This window comes from Flavobacterium plurextorum, assembly GCF_024638035.1.
Lineage (GTDB): Bacteria > Bacteroidota > Bacteroidia > Flavobacteriales > Flavobacteriaceae > Flavobacterium > Flavobacterium plurextorum.
This window is the reverse complement of the sequence record NZ_CP100442.1, coordinates 2041127-2062322: the sequence shown is the minus strand read 5'-3', so window position 1 is coordinate 2062322 and position 21196 is coordinate 2041127. Positions and strand designations below refer to the sequence as shown.

13 protein-coding genes are annotated in these 21196 nt (G+C 33.9%); 5 read left to right on the top strand and 8 right to left on the bottom strand.

Annotation, left to right across the window (positions count from 1 at the left end; all coding sequences use genetic code 11):
• Positions 1–24: 24 nt before the first annotated feature.
• The 7 genes from NLG42_RS09170 to NLG42_RS09140 form a co-directional block, all read right to left on the bottom strand.
• Positions 25–624, bottom strand: coding sequence for an REP-associated tyrosine transposase (locus tag NLG42_RS09170; RefSeq protein ID WP_257683550.1), 600 nt, complete (start codon positions 622–624; stop codon positions 25–27).
• 531 nt (positions 625–1155) lie between these two features.
• Entirely contained in the window at positions 1156–1533 is a 378-nt protein-coding gene (locus tag NLG42_RS09165) for a hypothetical protein (RefSeq protein ID WP_257683549.1), read from the bottom strand.
• Positions 1534–1545: 12 nt separating this feature from the next.
• Positions 1546–5007: a DUF6443 domain-containing protein gene (locus tag NLG42_RS09160; protein WP_257683548.1), complete on the bottom strand. Its 3462-nt coding sequence runs from the start codon at positions 5005–5007 to the stop codon at positions 1546–1548.
• Between the two features lie 18 nt (positions 5008–5025).
• Positions 5026–7170, bottom strand: coding sequence for a DUF5977 domain-containing protein (locus NLG42_RS09155; protein WP_257683979.1), 2145 nt, complete (start codon positions 7168–7170; stop codon positions 5026–5028).
• A 12-nt stretch (positions 7171–7182) separates the two neighbouring features.
• Complete coding sequence (locus NLG42_RS09150) at positions 7183–11277, bottom strand: DUF5977 domain-containing protein (RefSeq protein WP_257683547.1); 4095 nt, start codon at positions 11275–11277, stop codon at positions 7183–7185.
• A complete protein-coding gene (locus NLG42_RS09145; protein WP_257683546.1) occupies positions 11277–12938 on the bottom strand; it encodes a T9SS type A sorting domain-containing protein in 1662 nt (553 codons plus the stop codon). The genes NLG42_RS09150 and NLG42_RS09145 overlap by 1 nt, the downstream gene beginning before the upstream one ends.
• Positions 12939–13494: 556 nt before the next feature.
• Positions 13495–13875 carry a hypothetical protein gene (locus NLG42_RS09140; protein ID WP_257683545.1) on the bottom strand — a complete coding sequence of 127 codons (381 nt, stop codon included), beginning with the start codon at positions 13873–13875 and terminating at the stop codon, positions 13495–13497.
• 355 nt (positions 13876–14230) lie between these two features.
• On the opposite strand from NLG42_RS09140, the gene NLG42_RS09135 reads away from it, so the two are divergent.
• The 3 genes from NLG42_RS09135 to NLG42_RS09125 all read left to right on the top strand — a co-directional run bounded on the left by NLG42_RS09135 (position 14231) and on the right by NLG42_RS09125 (position 17212).
• The gene (locus NLG42_RS09135; protein WP_257683544.1) at positions 14231–15220 is read left to right on the top strand and encodes a sensor histidine kinase; all 990 of its coding nucleotides are present in this window, start codon (positions 14231–14233) and stop codon (positions 15218–15220) included.
• Complete coding sequence (locus tag NLG42_RS09130) at positions 15198–15926, top strand: LytR/AlgR family response regulator transcription factor (protein ID WP_257683543.1); 729 nt, start codon at positions 15198–15200, stop codon at positions 15924–15926. Before NLG42_RS09135 ends, NLG42_RS09130 begins: the two co-directional genes overlap by 23 nt.
• 140 nt (positions 15927–16066) lie before the next feature.
• Positions 16067–17212: an agmatine deiminase family protein gene (locus NLG42_RS09125; protein WP_257683542.1), complete on the top strand. Its 1146-nt coding sequence runs from the start codon at positions 16067–16069 to the stop codon at positions 17210–17212.
• A gap of 290 nt (positions 17213–17502) precedes the next feature.
• Here the strand turns inward: NLG42_RS09125 and NLG42_RS09120 are convergent, their stop codons facing one another.
• A complete protein-coding gene (locus tag NLG42_RS09120; protein ID WP_089058306.1) occupies positions 17503–18369 on the bottom strand; it encodes an AraC family transcriptional regulator in 867 nt (288 codons plus the stop codon).
• Between the two features lie 164 nt (positions 18370–18533).
• On the opposite strand from NLG42_RS09120, the gene NLG42_RS09115 reads away from it, so the two are divergent.
• A complete protein-coding gene (locus tag NLG42_RS09115) occupies positions 18534–19454 on the top strand; it encodes a dihydrodipicolinate synthase family protein (protein ID WP_257683541.1) in 921 nt (306 codons plus the stop codon).
• Positions 19455–19612: 158 nt separating this feature from the next.
• On the top strand, positions 19613–21196 hold the full coding sequence (locus tag NLG42_RS09110) for an aldehyde dehydrogenase (NADP(+)) (RefSeq protein ID WP_257683540.1): 1584 nt from the start codon (positions 19613–19615) through the stop codon (positions 21194–21196).

The following is a 21196-nucleotide window of genomic DNA, read 5'->3' as shown; positions in this document are numbered from 1 at the left end:
CTCTGACTTTATTACAAAAATCACTTAATAATGACTATCCCTAAAAACAGATTTTAGATCCAAAACATTTACAATTGGATTATCTGCTTTCTCAATATTTAGCAATCCAGAATCATTAACATAGTTACTTGCACTTGAATAAATATATTCTGACGCTCGATTTACATAACCAGCTCTTACTGGATTTAAATGTATATAATCTAATTTAGTCCACATAAATTTATTAGTGTAAATTTCTTCTGCATGGTTTCTATACTGCCAAAATTGATAGAGCTTGTTTCTGGTATGTTTTTCTGCTGCTAGTTTAAATTGTGCAAGCATCCATTCTCTCCGGCTCTCTGGACTATTTTGTATTTTTTCTAAAATAGATTTTGCTATAAACTTTTTAAAATCTCTTATTAAATCAGATAACTTTCCGTCTTCTGATTGTATAATCAGATGAATATGATTACTCATAATTACATAACCATACAATATCATTCCTTTATTTTTAATACAATAATCCAGACATTCAATTACGATATCTCTATAACTTTGACGTGTAAAAACATCTATCCAGTCCACTACAGTTGATGTGATAAAATGTGGGAGTTTTTGATCTCTAATAACATATCCTTCTTTCATTGTGTTTTTCTTACGAAATTATAAGTTTTGAACTACATACTTTAAAAAAATAACCGTAAAAAGTCGGGAGACTTTTAGCACCAATATAATTTCTAAGAAATAAAAAAAAATGCGCAAAGTCAAAGACATTTGCGCAGCTTTTTGTGAGAACTCTTTGCGAAGCGGGGTGTAATCGTAAAAAGTCGGGAGACTTTTAGCACCATTATAATTTCTAAGAAATAAAAAAATTGCGCAAAGTCAGAGACATTTGCGCAGCTTTTTATGAGAACTCTTCGCGGAGCGGGGCTACATACTTAAAAAAAACAACCGTAAAAAGTCGGGAGACTTTTAGCACCATTATAATTTCTAAGAAAGAAAAAAAAATGCGCAAAGTCAAAGACATTTGCGCAGCATTTTGTGAGAACTCTTTGCGGAGCGGGGGCTACGCTTTAAAGTGCTATAAATTCAAAAGCCACTCCGTTATGGAATGGCTTTTTGGGACTTCATCTATAAGCAAATACTAGAAATATCTAACATCCTTAATCTATTTTTTTAATTATTCATATCCAAAATCACTTTTGAACATAACAAGTTCAACTGTCCAACACCACAAAATTCGATATAAAAACATTTCTTTTCATTAAACTCATCAAACAATTTACTTTCATATTCATACCTACCTCTATAAAAATTATCTAATGTTAAATCAGATAGAATGGGAAGTTCAAATTCAACAAATTCAATTTCTGTAAAAATCAAAAAAATATTTTGTTCAGAAGTATTATGCAAGAAGACCAGTCTCAAATCATTATTATTTAATAAATTGAAGCTTTTTAATTCATAATCATTATGAAGGTCTACATTTATTCCTTCAATATTAAATTCTAATAAAGTCTCAAATAATTCAACATTTGACAAATCTATTTCCATTATAATTTAGTATTAATTTCTTTTTTCTAGTACTTTTCTAACATTTCTAATATCTTGTTGAGTCATTGGCTCAGCATTTTTTGATGTCCTTGTAACACTCTTGACCTCACCATTTACAACATTATTTTTGTATGATTGTTTATGTGGAGTTTCAACTCCTGCATGTGCTTTTCCTTCTAAATCATATCGTGTCTGACCATTTGATGTTTTTACTGTAACTGAGTTTTTATCTCCATTAGCTTGCTTTAAGTCTGATGCTTGTTCTTTAATGGTTTTCCTTGTACTACTATTTGAAGACGAGTTTCCATTTGATGAAGATTGATTCATATCATTCTTCATATTACTCATTGTATTACCTGTAAGAACGCCTCCAACTACTCCTTCAACCACTCCTTTTCCCAAAAGTATAGCGCTCCCAGTTCCTGTAATTGCTCCAGCAGGAGCTCCAACTCCTGTTGCCGCTAAAGCACCAGAGCCAAGTAATCCTGTAGTTCCTGCCGTGGCACTCATTGCACCATCAGCCATCATAAATGTGCCTACTGCCATTGTTGTAACATGAGCTGACATTACACCATTGTGATAAGCAGTACTACCACTATCATATTGATTTCTATAATCAGTACCAAATGAATTGTCAACTGCTGTCAGAACAAATGCTTTCAATCCATCACAGCACATTTCGACTTCGTTACCATCTGGGTCAACAAAAATAACTGGATTATTCATTGCGTAATTATATGGAGACATTTCTGAGTATTTCTCAGCCATGGCATCCATAGTATACCAACGTCCAGTAGCTGGGTCATAAAAACGTGCTCCGTAATCGTAAACAGCTAGTCCCAGCTCGTCTTGAAGCTCTTTCCCGTTATACTTATACTTGTTATTCGTAGCTAAAACATCATTATATCCTTTATGTTTTAAACCAAAGGGGTAATAATTATTTTCTTCGATAATTTCAAGAACTTGTGTCTGCGGGTTTTTAGCGTAACTAACACGAATGTTTCCTAAATGATCTTTGTACTGGAATACATACGACAATACACCATCTGTATTTTTAACATATCCTTCAGCCGTTGGAAAAAACTCTAAATTATTGTTTTTATACTGAAAACCATCTAAATAATCTGTTGTAGTTGCTGTTCCTGTGTCAGTTACAATTTTACTCAACTTCTGCCCTGCAGCATTGTAAATGTACTCAATTGTGTTTCCTGTTCCAAATGTAATTTTCTTAGGCAGATTAAGCTGGTTGTAGGCTATATTGGTAATCCCTTTATTTTTATCACTGGTCATATTACCATTAGCATCATAACCATAATCATCGCCCGTTGTGTTTAAATCATTAAAACCACTGCTGTTGTTACCATTATCTGTTACTTTTAAAAGCTGGTTGGTATTATCTTTATATCCGTAAACTAACCTATCAATTATATTACTTCCTAATTGAGGGTCATAATCTCCGTTTCGATTCATGAATCTGATATTACCATTTTTATCATAAGACATACTCTCGTTATAACAATCGGTAGTTAATTTCGATTTTTGATAAATCGCACTTTTTAAACGGTTTAATTTGTCGTATTGATAGCCATAAGAGCGTTCGAGATCATCAGAATCAGTTCGCCAAAAAGTTTCGGCAATGTTTCCGTTATACAAAGGATCAACATCAGTAATCTGAGTTTCTGGTTTATCGTAGTTAATCTTGAAGGCAAATAAATCTTCGGGATCTGTGTTGTTCTGCAAATTATCTATTTCATTAATCCCAGTAAGCCAGCCTCTCACATTATATTTGTAATCTACTTTCTGAAAAGGATTTCCTGTACTGTTACCCACATTTTTACTAATTAGCTGCCCCATCGCATCGTAAGTATTTGATGCTATAAGCTGTACTGCACCTCCATTTACTTGATGTGTATGTGTAAGCAGACGATCTTGAGGGGAATAGGTAAATTCTTCTCTTATGGTTAATTCTATACTGCCGGAAGTCCGCTTATGTTTTGAAATTGTATAAAGATTTTTACCCGTAAAATCTAGTTTGCTGTCTGTTATAGTATATCCTGCTAAATGGTTCTGCAAATAGGTTCGTATCGGACGGGCTTTGTCATCATAAAATGTTGTGGCGGTTTCTCCTGCTAAAGATGAAGCCGTTTCCAATGTTCTGACCCAGCTGCCCGTGGCTAAGCTTTTTACATTACTTAAAACAAGCTGGTCTTCAATTTGACTTGGAACTACCGGCGCGTTTGGATAATTGTAATTGTCATAATAATTAACCGTTAAAAGCTTAAAATTTTTGATCGCAGTATTATTACTGTAATACACTTGAATATCATCAATACTTCCTGATGTTTGTTTGGTTTCAGATGATGCTGTTGCTGCATTCTGAGCATCCTGAAGTGCTTTTCTTGCAGCAGAAGTGCAGGTTTGATTGTTCCATCCGGTATAAACTGGACGGCCGAAAGCATCATATTTAGTAATCATCCATCCTATAGAAGTATCGTCTTTAAAGGGCGAAAATGCGGGACCTGTCGCTGCCGGCCTGTCTAATTTGTCGTAAACAATAAACTCCCATTGTTTTCCTGGCAGCTTTTTCTCGACTAAACGATTTTTATTATCGTATTTATATTGATAGCATAAATCATCTAACATCTGGTTACTAATTACACCTTCAGCTTTTGGAGGAATTACATATGTTAGGTTTCCATAAACGTCATACACATAATAGGTATCGTGTTTATCCCCCACATCATAGGTTCTTTTTAGGACTACCTGTCCTTCTTTGTTTTTAAATTCTACTGTAGATCCTCCAGTTTCTGATGGGTTATTTCCTGAATTTTCATCAAAAGTCACGTTTTTATACAATTCATTTTCACTATAAGTGCCCGCATCTGAAAAACTGATTTCATATAACCCTAAACCGGCATCCCAAGATGTATTTGCTTTAAACAATTTTACCTCTTTATCTTGATTAGTTTGGTATTTCAGTTTAATTTCGTGACCGCGGCCCATCTCCCACGAAGTTCCCGGCGCAGCCTGTTTTAATACTCTATTTAAAGGAGAAGCTTCTAACTGCTTCTCTGAAAATGGATTTGAGGTATTTTTATAGTTTGTATAAAACGATATCGAAGTGTTTACGGCAGTAAGTAATTCAATACGAGGATAACTATTTCCCCCGTTTGTCGCGGCATAAGGCAGATATTCCTTTATCTGTCTTCCAAAACCATCATATTCAACTGGAGTAATCAAATCTTCTCCATTTGCTCCTTGTCCTATAGCCGTTGTTTGCACGGGACGTCCCAGTCCGTCAAAATAACTCACATTTTGACTCATCTGATCTTTTGTCAAGGTGCTTAAATTACCGGATTGAACAGCCTTTTTAGGAGCTATTGTATAAATAAAATTATCATCGCTAAAAGTCTGAGCTGATAAGCTAAAACCTGTAAAGAGTAACAAAACTATAATTGGTATATATTTTTTCATATTATTAGCCTTTAATATCTATTTTTTAATCACCAATAAAGTAATACTTACAATACTCTTGGCGTTTAATGTAAGCGTGGTAAGCTTACTACCTTGACCAGCTGCAAATTCTACTACTACTTCCTGACTTGCTGCTACCCCAGATATTCGTAAAAAATTGACCGTAAATTTTAATGTTGCTCCATTATGATTTGTACCTGTAGCCCAAGCATCAATATTAAGTACTTTAGTAGAAGGATCAAAAAAGCGCTCAAATCGAAATTCGACTTCTCTAATAGTACATGTCCCATAGTTATTAGCATAAACTTGCCCATCAGTGTTAAATTTCGCAAGACCTAAACTATCTGCTTCTGCCTGAGAAACTGCCGAAGTAACAGCTCCCGTTCCCTGACTATATGATACAGTTGATCCAGCTTGATTTTGTCCACAATTATTCCTTGTAAACAACCCGCTTCTGGCAATACTATTATAAACACAAATACCATTTGCGTTAGCATAAGCCTGTCCGTTATTATCTACGTCTGTTTGCGCTAAATTATCAGCACTTTCCTGAGAGTTTGAAACATATTTTCTACTTGGAACTGTATAAGTAACATAACTTCCAGACAAATCACCCCCACAATTATTTTTAGCAAATACTCCTGATTTAGATGAATTGTAAAAATAACAGTCCGCTATCATATTAGCATAATATTGTCCATTTGCATCGATCTCATTACGAGCCATCCCATCTACTTTACTCTGTGTTCCTCCAGTATATTTACCAGCAGGAACAGTATAAATATAAGTTCCAGGAGTACTATAAGCTGGACAATCATCCCTTGTAAATGTTTTACTAATAGCTGCATTACTATAAGTGCATCCTCCATTTGTATTTGCATTTGCTTGCCCGTTTATATTAAACAAAGTAAGTCCTTTTGAATCAGCATCAGCTTGGGAAATATTCGAAGTTTGCGCTCCTGCTGCTTGACTAAAAGTAATATTCGAACCTATTCCGCCTGGTCCGCAGTCATTCTTGATAAATGAACCACTTTGGGCAACGCTGAAATAAGTACAATATCCATTTGCATCCGCATATGACTGACCATCAATATTAAATTTAGCAAACCCTAATGCATCGGCGTCAGCTTGTGAAATCGTTGAAGTGGAAACTCCTCGATTCTGACTATAAATTACACTTGAGCCTACTCCACCATAGCCACATCCATTTTTATTAAATGAACCATTTTGCGCCGCACTATAAAATATGCATTCTGCTTCTAAGTTTGCCGCATTTTGTCCATATGTATTAATAGCATTTTGTGCTAATTGATCTGCATGCTCTTGAGAAATATTACTGATATATATCCCATATGGAACCGAATAAGTATATACTCCAGAACTGGTATTAGCTGGGCAATTATTTCTATAAAATGCTTTACTCACAGCTCCATTGTAAAACGTACAATTACCATTTGTATTAGCGTAATACTGACCATTGTTATTAATATCATCCTGCGCCAATTCATCTGCAACAGCCTGCGAACTTGTTGAATTGTGTTTGCCTGCAGGAACTGTATAAACAACCACTGATCCAAATCCTCCTGCACTACAATTGTTTCTTGTGAAAGATGCACTTTTTATAGTATTACTAAAAGTACAAGTTCCAAAAGTATTAGCATTTGTTTGTCCATTATTATTAATATCCTCTTGAGCTATTGCATCGGCAGCAGCTTGCGAAATTGTAGAACTATATTTGCCTGCGGGAATTGAATAAACCATTACAGCACCCACTCCATTTACAGGGCAATTGTTCTTTGTAAATGTCCCGCTTTTGGCAATGTTGAAGAATGTACATGTCCCATTAGTGTTGGCGTAAGCCTGTCCATTATTATTTATATCATCCTGAGCTAATGCATCTGCAGCAGCTTGTGAACTTGTTGATTCATACTTACCAGCAGGAACTGTGTAGATCACCATTGAGCCTATTCCTCCGAAAGCACAATTATTTCTTGTAAATGAACCGCTTTTAGCAATATTACTAAACGTACACGAACCGTTTGTATTGGCATAAGCCTGCCCGTTATTATTAACATCATCTTGAGCTAACACATCTGCAGCAGCTTGTGAACTTGTTGATTCATACTTACCAGCAGGAACTGTGTAAACTACATTTGAACCAATTCCTCCAACAGCTCAATTATTTCTTGTAAATGTCCCGCTTTTAGCAATATTAACAAATATGCACGAACCATTTGTGTTGGCATAAGCCTGACCGTTATTGCTGACATCATCTTGAGCTAATGCATCTGCAGCTGCTTGTGAACTTGTTGATGAATGCCTACCAGCAGGAACAATGTAGACCACATTCGAACCAATTCCTCCAACAGCACAATTATTTCTTGTAAATGTCCCGCTTTTGGCAATATTACTGAACGTACATTCTCCATTTGTATTAGCATAATCCTGCCCGTTATGGTTAACATCATCTTGAGCTATTGCATCGGCAGCAGCTTGTGAAATTGTCGATGAATGCCTGCCTGCAGGTACTGAGTAGACAACCATCGAACCAATACCTCCAACTGGGCAATTATTTTTTATAAACGAACCGCTTTTAGCAATGCTAATGAATGTACATTCTCCATTTGCATTTGCATTCGTTAAACCATCAATATTAAACTTTGCAAGTCCACGAGAGTCAGCATCAGCTTGAGAAATCGTTGAAATGACAGCACCAACTGGCTGATTATACACTACACTAGAAGCGGTTCCGCCTGCTCCACAATTTGTTCCTGTAAACGAACCACTTCTGGCAATACTCTTATACATCAAGACACTCGTTGAAGTATTATCACTGCAATCCGTCTGCTCCCCTTTATAATTATAGCAGTATTTCTGAATTACATTTAAGTCTTTATCCTTTAAAAATTTTAGCCTGTCAAAAGAATCATATTCATAATAAGAAGTCATCCCTTTCACATCTGTAATACTTGTTACACCAACTAATGGATTATAAGTATAAGTTGAAATAAAAACATTTGGTAGTGCTATTCGAAATTCATTTAGAGCATTTCTTAACAATTGTTCTGTACAATTTTCTGACATACAGTTATCATTATCAGCATTTGAAAGTGTTTGAAGAGTTGATATCGTTTGAGAAGGAATAGTCGAATATGCAGCATTTTCAATCTTTGCAATTGGCTGTGTCTTATTGTAACCCCAAATTATTGAAACCGGTATTCCGTTTTCTGGAGTATATTGCAAAATATTTCCTTTTTCATCATAAAGATCATAGGTAATTTTTCTATCAGAGTTTAAATCTATCTCTGCTTGTCCTTTATTTATATAAACAAATCTTGGCAACAATAGATTATTAGTTTCTACACTTTTATCATAATTAGTAAGTTGCTCAGATATTTTAGTTCCTCCTTTAAAATTTTGTTTATCTAAAACAATCCCAATCATATATGCAGATTTCAATTCTGGAATAAATGGTTTTGAAACCATCTTTGAATCCAGCGCATAAAAATATTTTGTTTCGAGTGTTTCTCCAATTGAGTTAGTTGTTATTTGCGACGTTAATTGCAAATGAGATGGATTACCATAATTAAAAGTAGTACTACTGACTATTTTACCTGTTAAATCATTTGAGGAATTGTAAAAATAATTAGTTTTCTCAGATGTTTTTTGGTAAAACCAAAGAATTGGAAGATTGTATGTTATGGGCTCAATCGTTCGAAGTACTTCTACACCCCCGTTCGCATTATAAGGACAATTGGGAATCAGAGGGTTAGAAGGATTTTCCTGACTATTAGTAGTCGCCATACGAAACATTTTAAACCCTTTGTAAAAAGAGGTATTTGAAGCATCTTCAAAATAAATATTTTTCTCTTCTTCCAATATATATCTGGCAGCTCCAATTGTTCTATATATTTTTTTATTTAAAACTTTACCTCTTTTCCATGTGGTGGGAATTTGTACTGTTGGATTACCAAAAGGTATTTCATCTTGCCAAATGCTAAACTCATACTGTGTAAAACCATTATTAGTTTGATTTTTAGTATCAAACTGTTTTTCTTTTACGTATTTGTAAGCAACCGAATTCCCTTCTATCCCAAATCTAGAATTTGAACTAATACTATAAACAGCAGTAGAATTAATTCCCCCTGTACATCCTATTCCACCAGACCCCCCTGTTCCACCACATTGAATAAAATTATAATTTGTAAAAGTGTTGGATTGAAAAGTTGTACTCATCTTATTAATCAACTGACCACTCGTCTGTCCCACAGCATCTATATCTGAATAATCATATTCTTTCTTTAAAGCTAATGCATTGTCATTATCATAATTTTCTATACTTGCAATTCTAAGTCCTGCACCTAAATTATTTTTAGGCATAGGATCGTTGTTAACATACTTAAGCTGTAAACCTTTAACAGACATAAACTCTCCATACACTTCTACCTCTATTGTACCTGATTCTTTAAGATTCAAAGGCTCATTAAACTCTTTGGTAATACTCCAATGGCCAGAATTAAAAACTTCAATTCCTCCAGAAAAAACTCTAACCATAGCATGGTAATACTTAGAAATTGTAGGATCAGATGAATGAGTATTGTCCATTGAGAATTTCAATTGCCCTTTGGCTTCCTTAGCAGTAAAAGGGATTGATACATAATTGACACAATCTTTTGGCTTTATATTAAGACAGATTGGACCATCAATTCCTGGTCCTTCTTTTATTGGCACTGAACCTCCTGTGCCTTGTACTACACTACTGTTTACAATCACAGGAACGTATTGAGAAAAAACATCAACTCCATAAAACTGGTTTGTTTCATAGTTAAATTTTGTCCAACCTTTTGTAGGATAATGTATTTCTCTTAAAATTCCTGCCTGATTCTCTAAAGGATTTACAGAACGATCTCCTTTACCAACTTCTGCGGGGTAAGGATAAGAAATATAATGTTTGGGAATTAAATCCTGATTGTTAACTTTTCCATTATTATATCCAAAATAATCTTGCCCTTTGGAGGTTTTATTAGGGATAGAAATACTTGAATAGGTAAACTCCTGCTCTATTCTGCCTAGTAAATTAGCAATTCTATCTAATTTCAATCTTTTGTCTGAATAATAACTCCCAGATCCGTTAAAATACGAATAATCAAAAGAATAACCTTTTACATTTACATATCCAGCACCTAGTAATTGTTGAATTTCAATTTTACTTAAATATCCATTTTCAACACCGTCAACCAGATCTTGCCTTCCCACATTCTTAGTAAACAAGACTCTGGAATTACCATCATTGAAACTAATTTCTTTAATTTTTTTTAATATAGTTATCGTATTCCCTGTGCCGTCAATTACATTTCCTATTTGACTGCTATAACTAGATCCATCAGGACATTCTCCTTTAGTTACAATATTTTTCACTTCAACTCTTTGCGAAAAAGTTCTATCCGTTAAACTTCCATCATCCTGATAAGTGAAGTTTATTTTATTATTTGATGGCGTTTTTATTTCATCGACATACCAGGCACTAATATAGCGATCGCTATGCGTCATGGATTGTATAGAAATTTCTGTAGTACCCAGCAAATAAACATTTCCTTGCGGATCTGTTATTTTAAATTTCATATTTTCTCTGTTTGCTCCCAAAAGATCAACTTTAAAGGCATTCGGAGGTATTGTTACAACATCATTATTGACAAAATTTCTAATATAAAAACTTCCATTTACTGTAGGGGATGAAAAAACATACATGTCTTTTACTCTTGACTTATCGAGATTCGGATCTAAAGTTCTAACGGCACCTTGATCATAAGGATGAAGTTTAAAATAAGCGATGATAGCATTATCATCTGGAATTTCATCTATATTAGGGTTATTTTCATCAATATCGTCTCTAGGACTTAAAACCACTTGTGCGCCAGCATTTAAATTCCATCCTAGACCCACCCATGTTGCTTCCTGAGTAACTTTGATACCTGAAGCATGATAATCTAAAGATATTGGCATCTTGAAATCTTTTAAATCAATAGTATACAATGGCACAGAAATATTAGGAAGACCTGTTGCCAAGTCAACAGGATATTCTCCATACTTTAAAAAGGCAGCTGCTTCTGGAGATTTTGGTGCAAAATTTGGTATTTGAAAGCCGTTTACCTCCGTTTGAGCCTTAATTTGCAGGGGTAAATTAAATAATATTATAAATAATAATAATCTTTTAATTATGCGGCTAGAAAATATTCTATATTTTTTATAAGTGTTTACTGGAGCATTCATTATCTTACTGTTTTAATCACCTTTACAGATTCCGTTTTTACGTCAGTTTGAATCTTTATAATATAGATTCCTTCTGCATAATGACTTAGGTCTACAGGAACTGTCCTACTGCTAATCTTGAAATTTTGCAAAACCCTTCCTAAAATGTCAATAACAGAGGCGGTGCCATCATTAAAATCGTAGCCAATAATTACATTTGTATAGGTAACTACTGGATTAGGAATAGCTTCAATACTGGCTTTTACCTTCTCTATTTTAGCTTTATCTTTAAGCTTTACGACCCAAAAATCGTTGCCTCCAATATTTGAATTTTTATCCATAGATGAATTTGAATTTGAAGTACCTGCCATTAAATAGTCTCCGTCTCTGGTTTCAATTAGTTTTCTTAGTATATCTTCTCCGCTGCTTCCAACCGTTTTATTCCAAAATTCTTCTCCATTCTCATCAATCTTCAATGCTATATAATCATTAATTCCTTCTTTATCTTTACCAACACCAGCCATTTTTGCCACTTGACCTACAGTTGACTGTCTGCTTTCAGCTTTTGCGTAACCTCCTATCAAATACGTATGATCTTTATTCTCAACTAAAGAGGTTAAAATATCTACTTTTCCAAAATCATAAGTTTTACTCCAAATAACACCGCCTTCTGCATCCAATTTTAAAACCCAAAAATCAGTTCCATTAGCAACAATTCCGCCAAGAGAGGTCAAAGCATTTTTACTATTTGAATTACCTCCTACAATATAGCCCCCTTCAGTTGTTTGATGAATGACATATGGCTGATCGTCTCCATCTGCTCCATAAGTTTTCTGCCATTGAATCGCTCCTATATCATCAATTTTAACAATCCAATAATCGCCAACTCCTTTGTTGCCGTCTGTTTTATCTCCAGACAACGGCGAATTTGAATATCCTGCTAAAATATATCCGTTATCTGTTGTTTGTTCCATACTTCTTAACAAGTCAGCATAACGGCCTCCATAGGTTTTCTGCCATTCAATTACTCCCTGTTTATCTAATTTTACAACCCAGTAATCCATGTTGCCACGACTTTTTTCTGATTTGCTATATAAATCTATCGTTGAAGATTCGGCCATTTTCCCTTCCGCTTTCACATTAGTAATAGAAGATGAACTCGAGCTGGAAGAGCCTCCTAATATGTAACCTCCATCTTTGGTTTGAAAAGCACATGATAATTCGTCCTGACCATCACCACCAATAGTACGCTGCCATTGTTCATTACCTGATGCATCAAGTTTTATAACCCAAAAATCTGTAAGTCCTTTGCAGTCTTCTTTTTTCTCAAAACTATTTCCTGAGCTTGAAGTTCCGCCCAGTATAAAACCACCATCTCTAGTGCCTTTTATACTTTGAAGCATATCGAAACCATTTCCACCTATACTCTTCTGCCAATCCAGCTCTCCTTTTTCAGTCATTTTCCAAATCCAATAATCTAAATCTCCATGATTATTCTCGGTTTTATTTCCAGTTTTACTAGATAGAGAACTTCCCGCCAGAATAAATCCATAATCGGCTGTGGGTTGCGCATCAAAAAGGTAATCCGCATGTATACCGCCGTAAGACTTTTCCCAAAGAATATCTTGAGAATAAATTAAAAACGGCAAAAAAGTAAATAGTAGTAAGTATAATTTTTTCATCTTCAATTTGGAGTAAACTTAAATAAAAAGTAATATTAAAGCTACAAATATAGTTAAATGAAATGTTAATTCTTTACGGCTTCCCGTATTTTAATCTTAATTTTTTAAACTCATCAACAAATAAAGGAGGTTCGATGAAAATTTTTTTTTAAAATTTTATGATAAGATTTAATAATTCCGTGTTACCATAGAAATCAATTTATCTTAAAATCAAAAAAAAAAAAAAACAGCTCTTAGCAAATCAAAACCTATAATAAATCTCTTTCTTATACATTTTTTATATAAAAGTTGAGTACGAATTTTAATTGATCATTTGATACTGTTTTTAGGTAAATTTCCTTGCTTGTTCAAACTTCCAGATTGTGCGAATATTCTTTTTCAAGAAGAACTAAGATTCATGCAAAAACAAATCACTTCTCAAACTCCTAAAAATAAATAGAGGCGGCCTTTCGGCCGCCTCTATTTTATTCAATTCCTTTTTTGATATATTTTATTTTCAGTTAGTTATATTTCTTTTTATTCTAAAAAGGAAATATCCCGAAATAGTATTCTTACTTTAATTTCCGCATGTAACAGCAGTTACAAGTCCTGACGAATTAATCGAAACTGTTACTGATGATGTTCCTGCAGCTAATCTATAATAAGTTGATGTAGCCCCTGTCCATTTTGAAGAGCTGTTTCCTGTAGAATCGGTATACAGTTGCGTTCCTTCTATTATTAAAGGAGTATCTGCATATAAAGTTCTTCCAAGATTTATACCGCCTCCGCAGCTGTCGCTTCCTCCTTTATCATATAAAGCTCGAGGATAAGTTGGACCATATTTACTATCCTTTAATAAAAACTCTAACGACACTTTTGGTAAAGGCGCATAGTTAGATGTTTTACCAAAAGAGATTCCAAAAACAAATAATGCCATAATTAAAACTGCTTTTTTCATTTGTTATTTTTTTAAAATTAAGTATTTCAAATATATAAAATTTTGCACATAAAACAACAAATCATTATTTTTAAATGAAAAATCACAATAAAACACCTAAAACACTAAACAAAAAATACAAAAATACCAAATTTAAACAAAACAACATCCTAACAATTTATCGTACAAAAACCGCTGCTAAAACAAATTAGTACTACGAAAATACACCTTAGCTTTCGTCAAAAAATCTTCATTAAAACGGGAAATTATTAAAAACTAAAAAATCTTAAAAAAATTATTATCCCGCCTTTAAATTATCTTCTTTTTTCAAATGTTTCTTCTTAAATTAATTACTTTGCATAAAATTAAGAGTCAAATGAATAAAATTTACTACCATCTGCTTTTTTGGTTGTTTATCTCTTTATATGTATTTGATTACATAGCTTCGTTTTACAATCTAAAAGAGAGTATTCTTTATACTTCATTTGAAGTCGCTGCTTTTTGCTCTGAATTTTACATTAACCTTTTCGTTCTGCTTCCTTTTGTTTTAAACAAAAAAGGAAAAACAGCTTATGCTTCAGCTTTAATTCTGCTGTTAAGCATTAGTTTTTTAATCTATTACAGCACTGGATTGAATATTGTTTTGTATGATGATGATTTACTAAAATCATTTATTTCATTCCTTCTAAATCATTCGCTTTATCTTTTCATCTCTTATATTGTTTGGTTTTTCAATAAATATTTTACAGAAAAACAACTTCGCCTGCAGGCAGAAAATGAAAAACTGCAAACCGAAATGATGCTGCTAAAATCACAAATCAGTCCGCATTTTCTTTTTAATGCACTTAATAATATTTATGCACTAACGTTGATAAAAAGCGACAATGCTCCCAAAATGCTTGCTTGCTTGGCTGATATACTTCGTTATTTTCTGTATGAAGGCGACAAGAAAAGCGTATCTCTGCTGTCAGAAATTGAAATAATTCACAAATACCTTCAAATTCAGGAATACCGAGAAATTGCAGGAATGAAAAATATCAGCTTTACTATTTCTAATGACAACTCTGTTCTACAGGTTCCTCCCCTGTTATTTCTCACATTAATAGAAAATACTTTTAAGCATGGCGATATTATTGAAAATAAAAATGGTTTTGTCGATATAATTCTTACTGCTGCCAACAATAAAATTGAGTTTGCTGTTGTTAATTCATTTCAGCCTAAATTAAAAAATCAAGGTATTGGATTGAAAAATCTAGAATCGCAGCTTAAAAATCTGTTTGGAGACAATTACCAGTTAAGTACCGAAGACACTGATTCAATCTATAAAGTAAGTTTAAGTTTTTATGGAAACAAAGACAATATATAAATGTGCCATCGTCGATGATGAAACTTTAGCTCGTACTTTAATACGCACTCATTTAATGCATATTCCTGAGCTCGAAATTGTATACGAATGTGCTTCGGCACTTGAAGCCGATCATTATTTAAAAACAAATAAAGTCGATTTACTGTTTCTAGACATTCAAATGCAGCATTTGTCTGGAATCGATTTCTTAAAATCACTTCAAAATCCGCCAAAAGTAATTTTTACAACGGCTTACTCTGAATTTGCTTTAGATGGTTATGAATTAAACATTATAGATTATTTACTAAAACCAATAACTTTTGAACGTTTCTATAAGGCTGTAACCAAAGCACTGGAATTATTAAAATTAGAAAACGAAAGTAAAGAAGCATCTGAAGCTTCCGTTATAGATCAATCAATAGTTATAAAATCAAGTCATCAGCACATCAAAATTCTTTTGAGCGATATATTGTTTATTGAAGGTCTTCATAAATATGTAAAAATCGTAACCGAGAAAAAAACATATACTACTTTAATTGCTCTTACGGCGATGGAAGAAGAACTTTCAAAACAGCTTTTTTATCGCTGTCATCGCTCTTTTATTATCAACTTAAGTAAAGTTGAATTGATTGATGGAAATTTAGCCATTATTGGTACTCATAAAATACCTATCAGCAAATTAAACAAACAAGAACTTCTTACCAAATTAGGTAAGAAAATTGGGTAAATTAAGCGTTAAACAAACTTTCTGTACCCAAAATAGTCCATTTGGGAGAAAAAAAATTATCAGGGTTTTAAAAATTATTCTCTTTGTCGAGTAATTTTTAGAACCCTGAACGCATTTATTCAATAATTTAAAACATCAAAATGTACAACAAAGCAATTTTATCAATGACTTTTGCGATTTTAATTTCAGCTTGCGACAGCAATGAAATCGAAGGATCAACACAAAATCCTGATCCAACTTTACCTATTACTAATGTTCTTTATACAATGCCCGAAGAATCTGCACCGCACGAAGGCACTTGGCTGCAATGGCCGCATCAATATGAATATGGCATTACATATCGCAACAGTTTAGACGCAACATGGGTGGCGATGGCAAAAGCTCTTCAATCAACAGAAAAGGTTCACATTATAGCTTATGATGCTGCAGAACAATCAAGAATTGAAAATCTGCTGACAAATGCAGGTGTGCCATTAACTAACGTAAATTTTAAAATACATCAAACAAATGATGTTTGGGTGAGAGACAACGGTCCTATTTTTGCAAAAGATCAATCTGGTCAATTAGTGCTTCAAGATTGGGGTTTTAATGGCTGGGGAGGAAAATTTGGTTATAAAAAATGTGATGCAGTTCCATCATTTATTGCTGGTGAAATTGGTATAAAAGCGGTAAATGTACCAATGGTAAACGAAGGCGGATCTGTAGAATTAGACGGTAATGGTGTAATGATGGCTACAAAAAGTTCTGTACTAAGCCAAAAAAACAGATCAACTCGAAATGAAGGTATGACGCAGGCTCAAGCCGAAGCTAATTTTACTAAATACTACGGCGCTACAAAATTTATTTGGTTAGAAGGAGGATTTAGCAAGGAGGATGTAACAGATATGCATATTGACGGTATTGCTAAATTTGTTCCAGGTAATAAAATGGTTACCATGAATAATGATGATTTATTGAACTGGGGATTAACACAAAACGATATTGACGTATTGTACAGCGCTTCTAACAAAAATAATCAAGCTTATACTAAAGTATTTCTGCCATTGTCAAAAAATGATGTTGTGACTACAAATGGCACCAATCTAGGCTACAAAGGCTGTTACATAAACTTTTATGTTGCCAACGGAAAAGTATTAGTTCCAAACTATAACGATCCTAACGATGCTGTTGCCAATAACATTATTGCCGGCTTATTTCCAGGAAGAACTGTTGTAGGTATCGATGTTCGAAATTTATACAAAAACGGAGGAATGGTTCATTGTGTAACACAGCAGCAGCCTCAATAATAAAAGACATAAAACTCAAAAGCTCCTTAGACAAGAATGTTTAAGGAGCTTTTTTATTTGCACTCAATTGTTTTATTAACTCATTATGTGTAATTGTTTTAACACATAGAAACATAGTCGCTACGTTCTAAAAAAAGGCGTTTCACTTGTTTTAAATACATCCCGTCCCGAAGTTTCGGGATCGGGACTGGCTATGCGAAAGAAATGTATTTCTTTATGTATTCTTTTCCAGCTATAAAACCTATGTTTCTATGTGTTTAAACATTTTTTTTGAAAATTACAGCCAACGTTTATGCCTTTTGTTTCCATTTCAATCTTTGGGATTTTCTATAAACTAAAGGAGACATTCCTTTAATCTCTTTAAACTTTCTATTGAAGTTCGAAATATTATTAAAGCCACACAATTCTGAAACTTCCAAAACCGAAAGTTCTTGCGATTTCGACAGCAGCTTCCCTGCCCTCTCAATTCTGATTTCAATCAAAAACTGAAAAAAAGTTTTATTCGTTCGCACTTTAAAATATTTACAAAAAGCATTTTTGGTCATATTCGATAAAGCCGCAATTTCGTCGAGCGTAATATTCTTTTGAAAATTAGTCATAACATATTCAAAAACCGTCTGCATTCTTTTCCCTTCGTTATCCGTTATTTTTTTATCATATATATAACTTGAAAGTGGTGTTTTTTTATCCTGTGAAAGCTTTTTTGTTATTTCTAAAAAAAGCATAAACCGATCAAATTCATTAACCGATTTTATCTTTTTAAAAGATTTAATAACCTTATTAGACGGATTATTAACCACAAAGCCATTTTTACAGCTTTCCCAAAATGGCTGAATTTCTTTTAAAGCAGGCAATGAAAAGAAGTCTTTCCCAAAAGAATTTGCAGTAAAAAACAAGGTTAACATCACAGATAATTCTTCGGTGTTGGCATCACTTCTAAATACGTGAGGCAGATTACTGCCTATAACTACCACATCGCCTTTTTGATAAGGTGAAATAGTATCACCTACAAAAATGGTTCCTTCACCATTCTCAATATAGCTGATTTGTATTTCTTCGTGCTGGTGTAATTTATCATAGAAAACAAACTCAACATCCTCCTGATAAATTAGCGAATCTTCTTTAGTTTTTGGAATTTTAAATGGAAATACTTTCATAATCAATTTAATTACATGTGATAAATATAAAAAAATGCACGCATATTAAGTAATAATTTTAAAAATTAATACTAAACCGGATAATATAGTATCTTTTTGTGATAACTTCCCTAAGCACATATTTACTACTTATAAATATTTTTGAAAAAATTAAAATCGTAATTATGAGTATTCAATGGAAAGGCGTTATGCCAGCAGTAACCACAAAATTTACTGCCGATGACAAATTAGACTTCAATATGTTTGAAGTAAATGTTAAAGCTCAACTCGAAGCTGGTGTTTCTGGAATAATTTTAGGAGGTACACTTGGCGAGGCAAGCACATTATTACAAGATGAAAAGAAAGAATTAATTCAAGAGACAATCAATATCGTTAACGGACAAGTTCCGGTAATTATGAATATAGCCGAGCAAACAACTCGGGCCGCAATTCTTGCTGCTAATGAAGCAGAAAAAAATGGAACAAAAGGATTAATGTTACTTCCTCCTATGCGTTACAATGCCGCAAGTCACGAAACAGTTACTTATTTCTCTGAAATTGCAAAAAGCACTTCACTTCCTATCATGATTTATAACAATCCTATAGATTATAAAATAGAAGTAACATTAGACATGTTTGAAGAAATTTTAAAATTCGACAACATTCAAGCCGTAAAAGAATCTACAAGAGATATCTCGAATGTAACGAGAATTATAAACCGTTTTAACGGAAGATTAAAAATCTTATCTGGTGTTGACACGCTGGCATTAGAAAGTATTTTTATGGGTTCTGACGGATGGGTTTCTGGTTTAGTAGATGCTTTCCCGGCAGAAACTGTAGCGATTTTCAAACTGGCAAAAGCTGGAAGAGCCGAAGAAGCTTTAGCTATTTACAGATGGTTTTTACCTCTTTTGGAATTAGATATTAATCCGCTTTTAGTACAAAATATAAAACTGGCTGAAGTTGCCACAGGTTTAGGAACAGAGTATGTTCGTGCACCAAGATTACCGCTTCATGGAGCTGAAAGAGAAAGAGTATTGGCTATTATTAACGAAAGCCTTCGCACAAGACCAACGCTTCCTGATTACAAGTCTATAGTGTTGTAAACTTGTATTAAAAAGAAAATTAACTTTTTTTCAAAAAGTTTAATTTGGTTGATTTAGTTTGTTTGTTTTTGAGCTGGTTATTATATCAATAACCAGCACACAAAACACTGTAATTTTTAACAAATCCGGATTTAACTTTAATCTTAACATATAAAAAAATGATTACAGGAAAAAATTATGTGGGAAGCCAGCTTTTGGCAGGCGGAACCAAAACATATAAAACCATAAACCCGCAGTGGAATATAGAAAATCCCTGGACATTTACAGAAGCATCTTCTGAAGAAATTGAACAAGCAGCTGCTTTGGCTGATGATGCTTTTAAAATTTATAAAAATTATCCAGCGGCAAAAAAAGCGGCTTTTTTAAATTCAATTGCAGACGAAATTCTGGAATTGGGTGACGCTTTATTAGAAATATACTGCACCGAATCAGGTTTTTTAAAAGGCAGAGCAGAATCAGAAAGAGGCCGTACTATTTTTCAATTGCGTTCTTTTGCTAATATGCTTTTAGAAGGAAGCTGGCTCGAAGCTACGATCGATACTGCAATTCCGGATCGAGCACCGCTTCCAAAAGAAGATTTACGCAAAATGCTGGTTCCCTTAGGTCCTGTTGTCGTTTTTGGATCTAGTAATTTCCCATTTGCCTTTTCTACTGCAGGAGGCGATACAGCATCAGCTTTAGCAGCAGGATGTCCTGTAATTGTAAAAAGCCATTCTATGCACATTGCAACAGGTGAAATGGTTGCATCGGCAGTAATCAAAGCGGCAAAAAAACACCAAATGCCCGAAGGTGTTTTTTCTAATTTAATTGGCAGCGGTACAACACTTGGTACAAGTTTAGTAAAACATCCGCTTGTAAAAGCTGTTGGATTTACAGGAAGCATAAATGGAGGACGCGCTTTATTTGATCTGGCTTCACAACGCCCAGAACCAATACCTGTTTTTGCCGAAATGGGAAGCATTAATCCTGTTGTAATTTTACCTGAAGCATTAGAAAAAAACAGTAAAAAATGGGCCGCTGTTTATGCTGGTTCAATCACACTGGGAACGGGGCAATTTTGTACCAATCCAGGGTTGCTTTTAGGAATAAAAGGAAAAGAATTAGATCAATTTTCAAAAGAATTATCAGAAGAAATTGAGAAAATAGCACCTTCTTGTATGCTGCATCCGTCAATTAAAGCTGACTTTAATAACGGCAGAGAAAAAATCAGATCGCAAAACGGAGTTACAACTGTTGCCGAATACAAGGAAGAAACGGCACCTAATTATGCACAGCAGACTATACTTAGTGTAGATGGTAAAACATTCTTAGAAAATAACGTATTAAGCCATGAAGTTTTTGGTCCGTTTTCAATTATTGTTCAATGCGAAAATCTAGAGGAACTTACTGCAATTATTAATAAATTAGACGGACAGCTGACTGGAACTATACTTGCCGAATCTGCCGAAATTTCAAATTATGACACTGTTGTAAGTGCTTTACAAAACAGAGTTGGAAGGTTAATTTTTAACGGAGTTCCAACTGGTGTTGAAGTCTGTGCTTCGATGCTGCATGGAGGTCCTTATCCTGCATCGTCAGACTCAAGATTTACCGCTGTGGGAATTCATGCTGTAAAACGATGGGTTCGTCCTTTTAGCTATCAAAATTGGCCGGACGAATTACTTCCGGAAGCACTTCAGAATAAAAACCCATTAAATATCAATAGAACTGTTAATGATGTAATAACAAACAAACCTATTTAA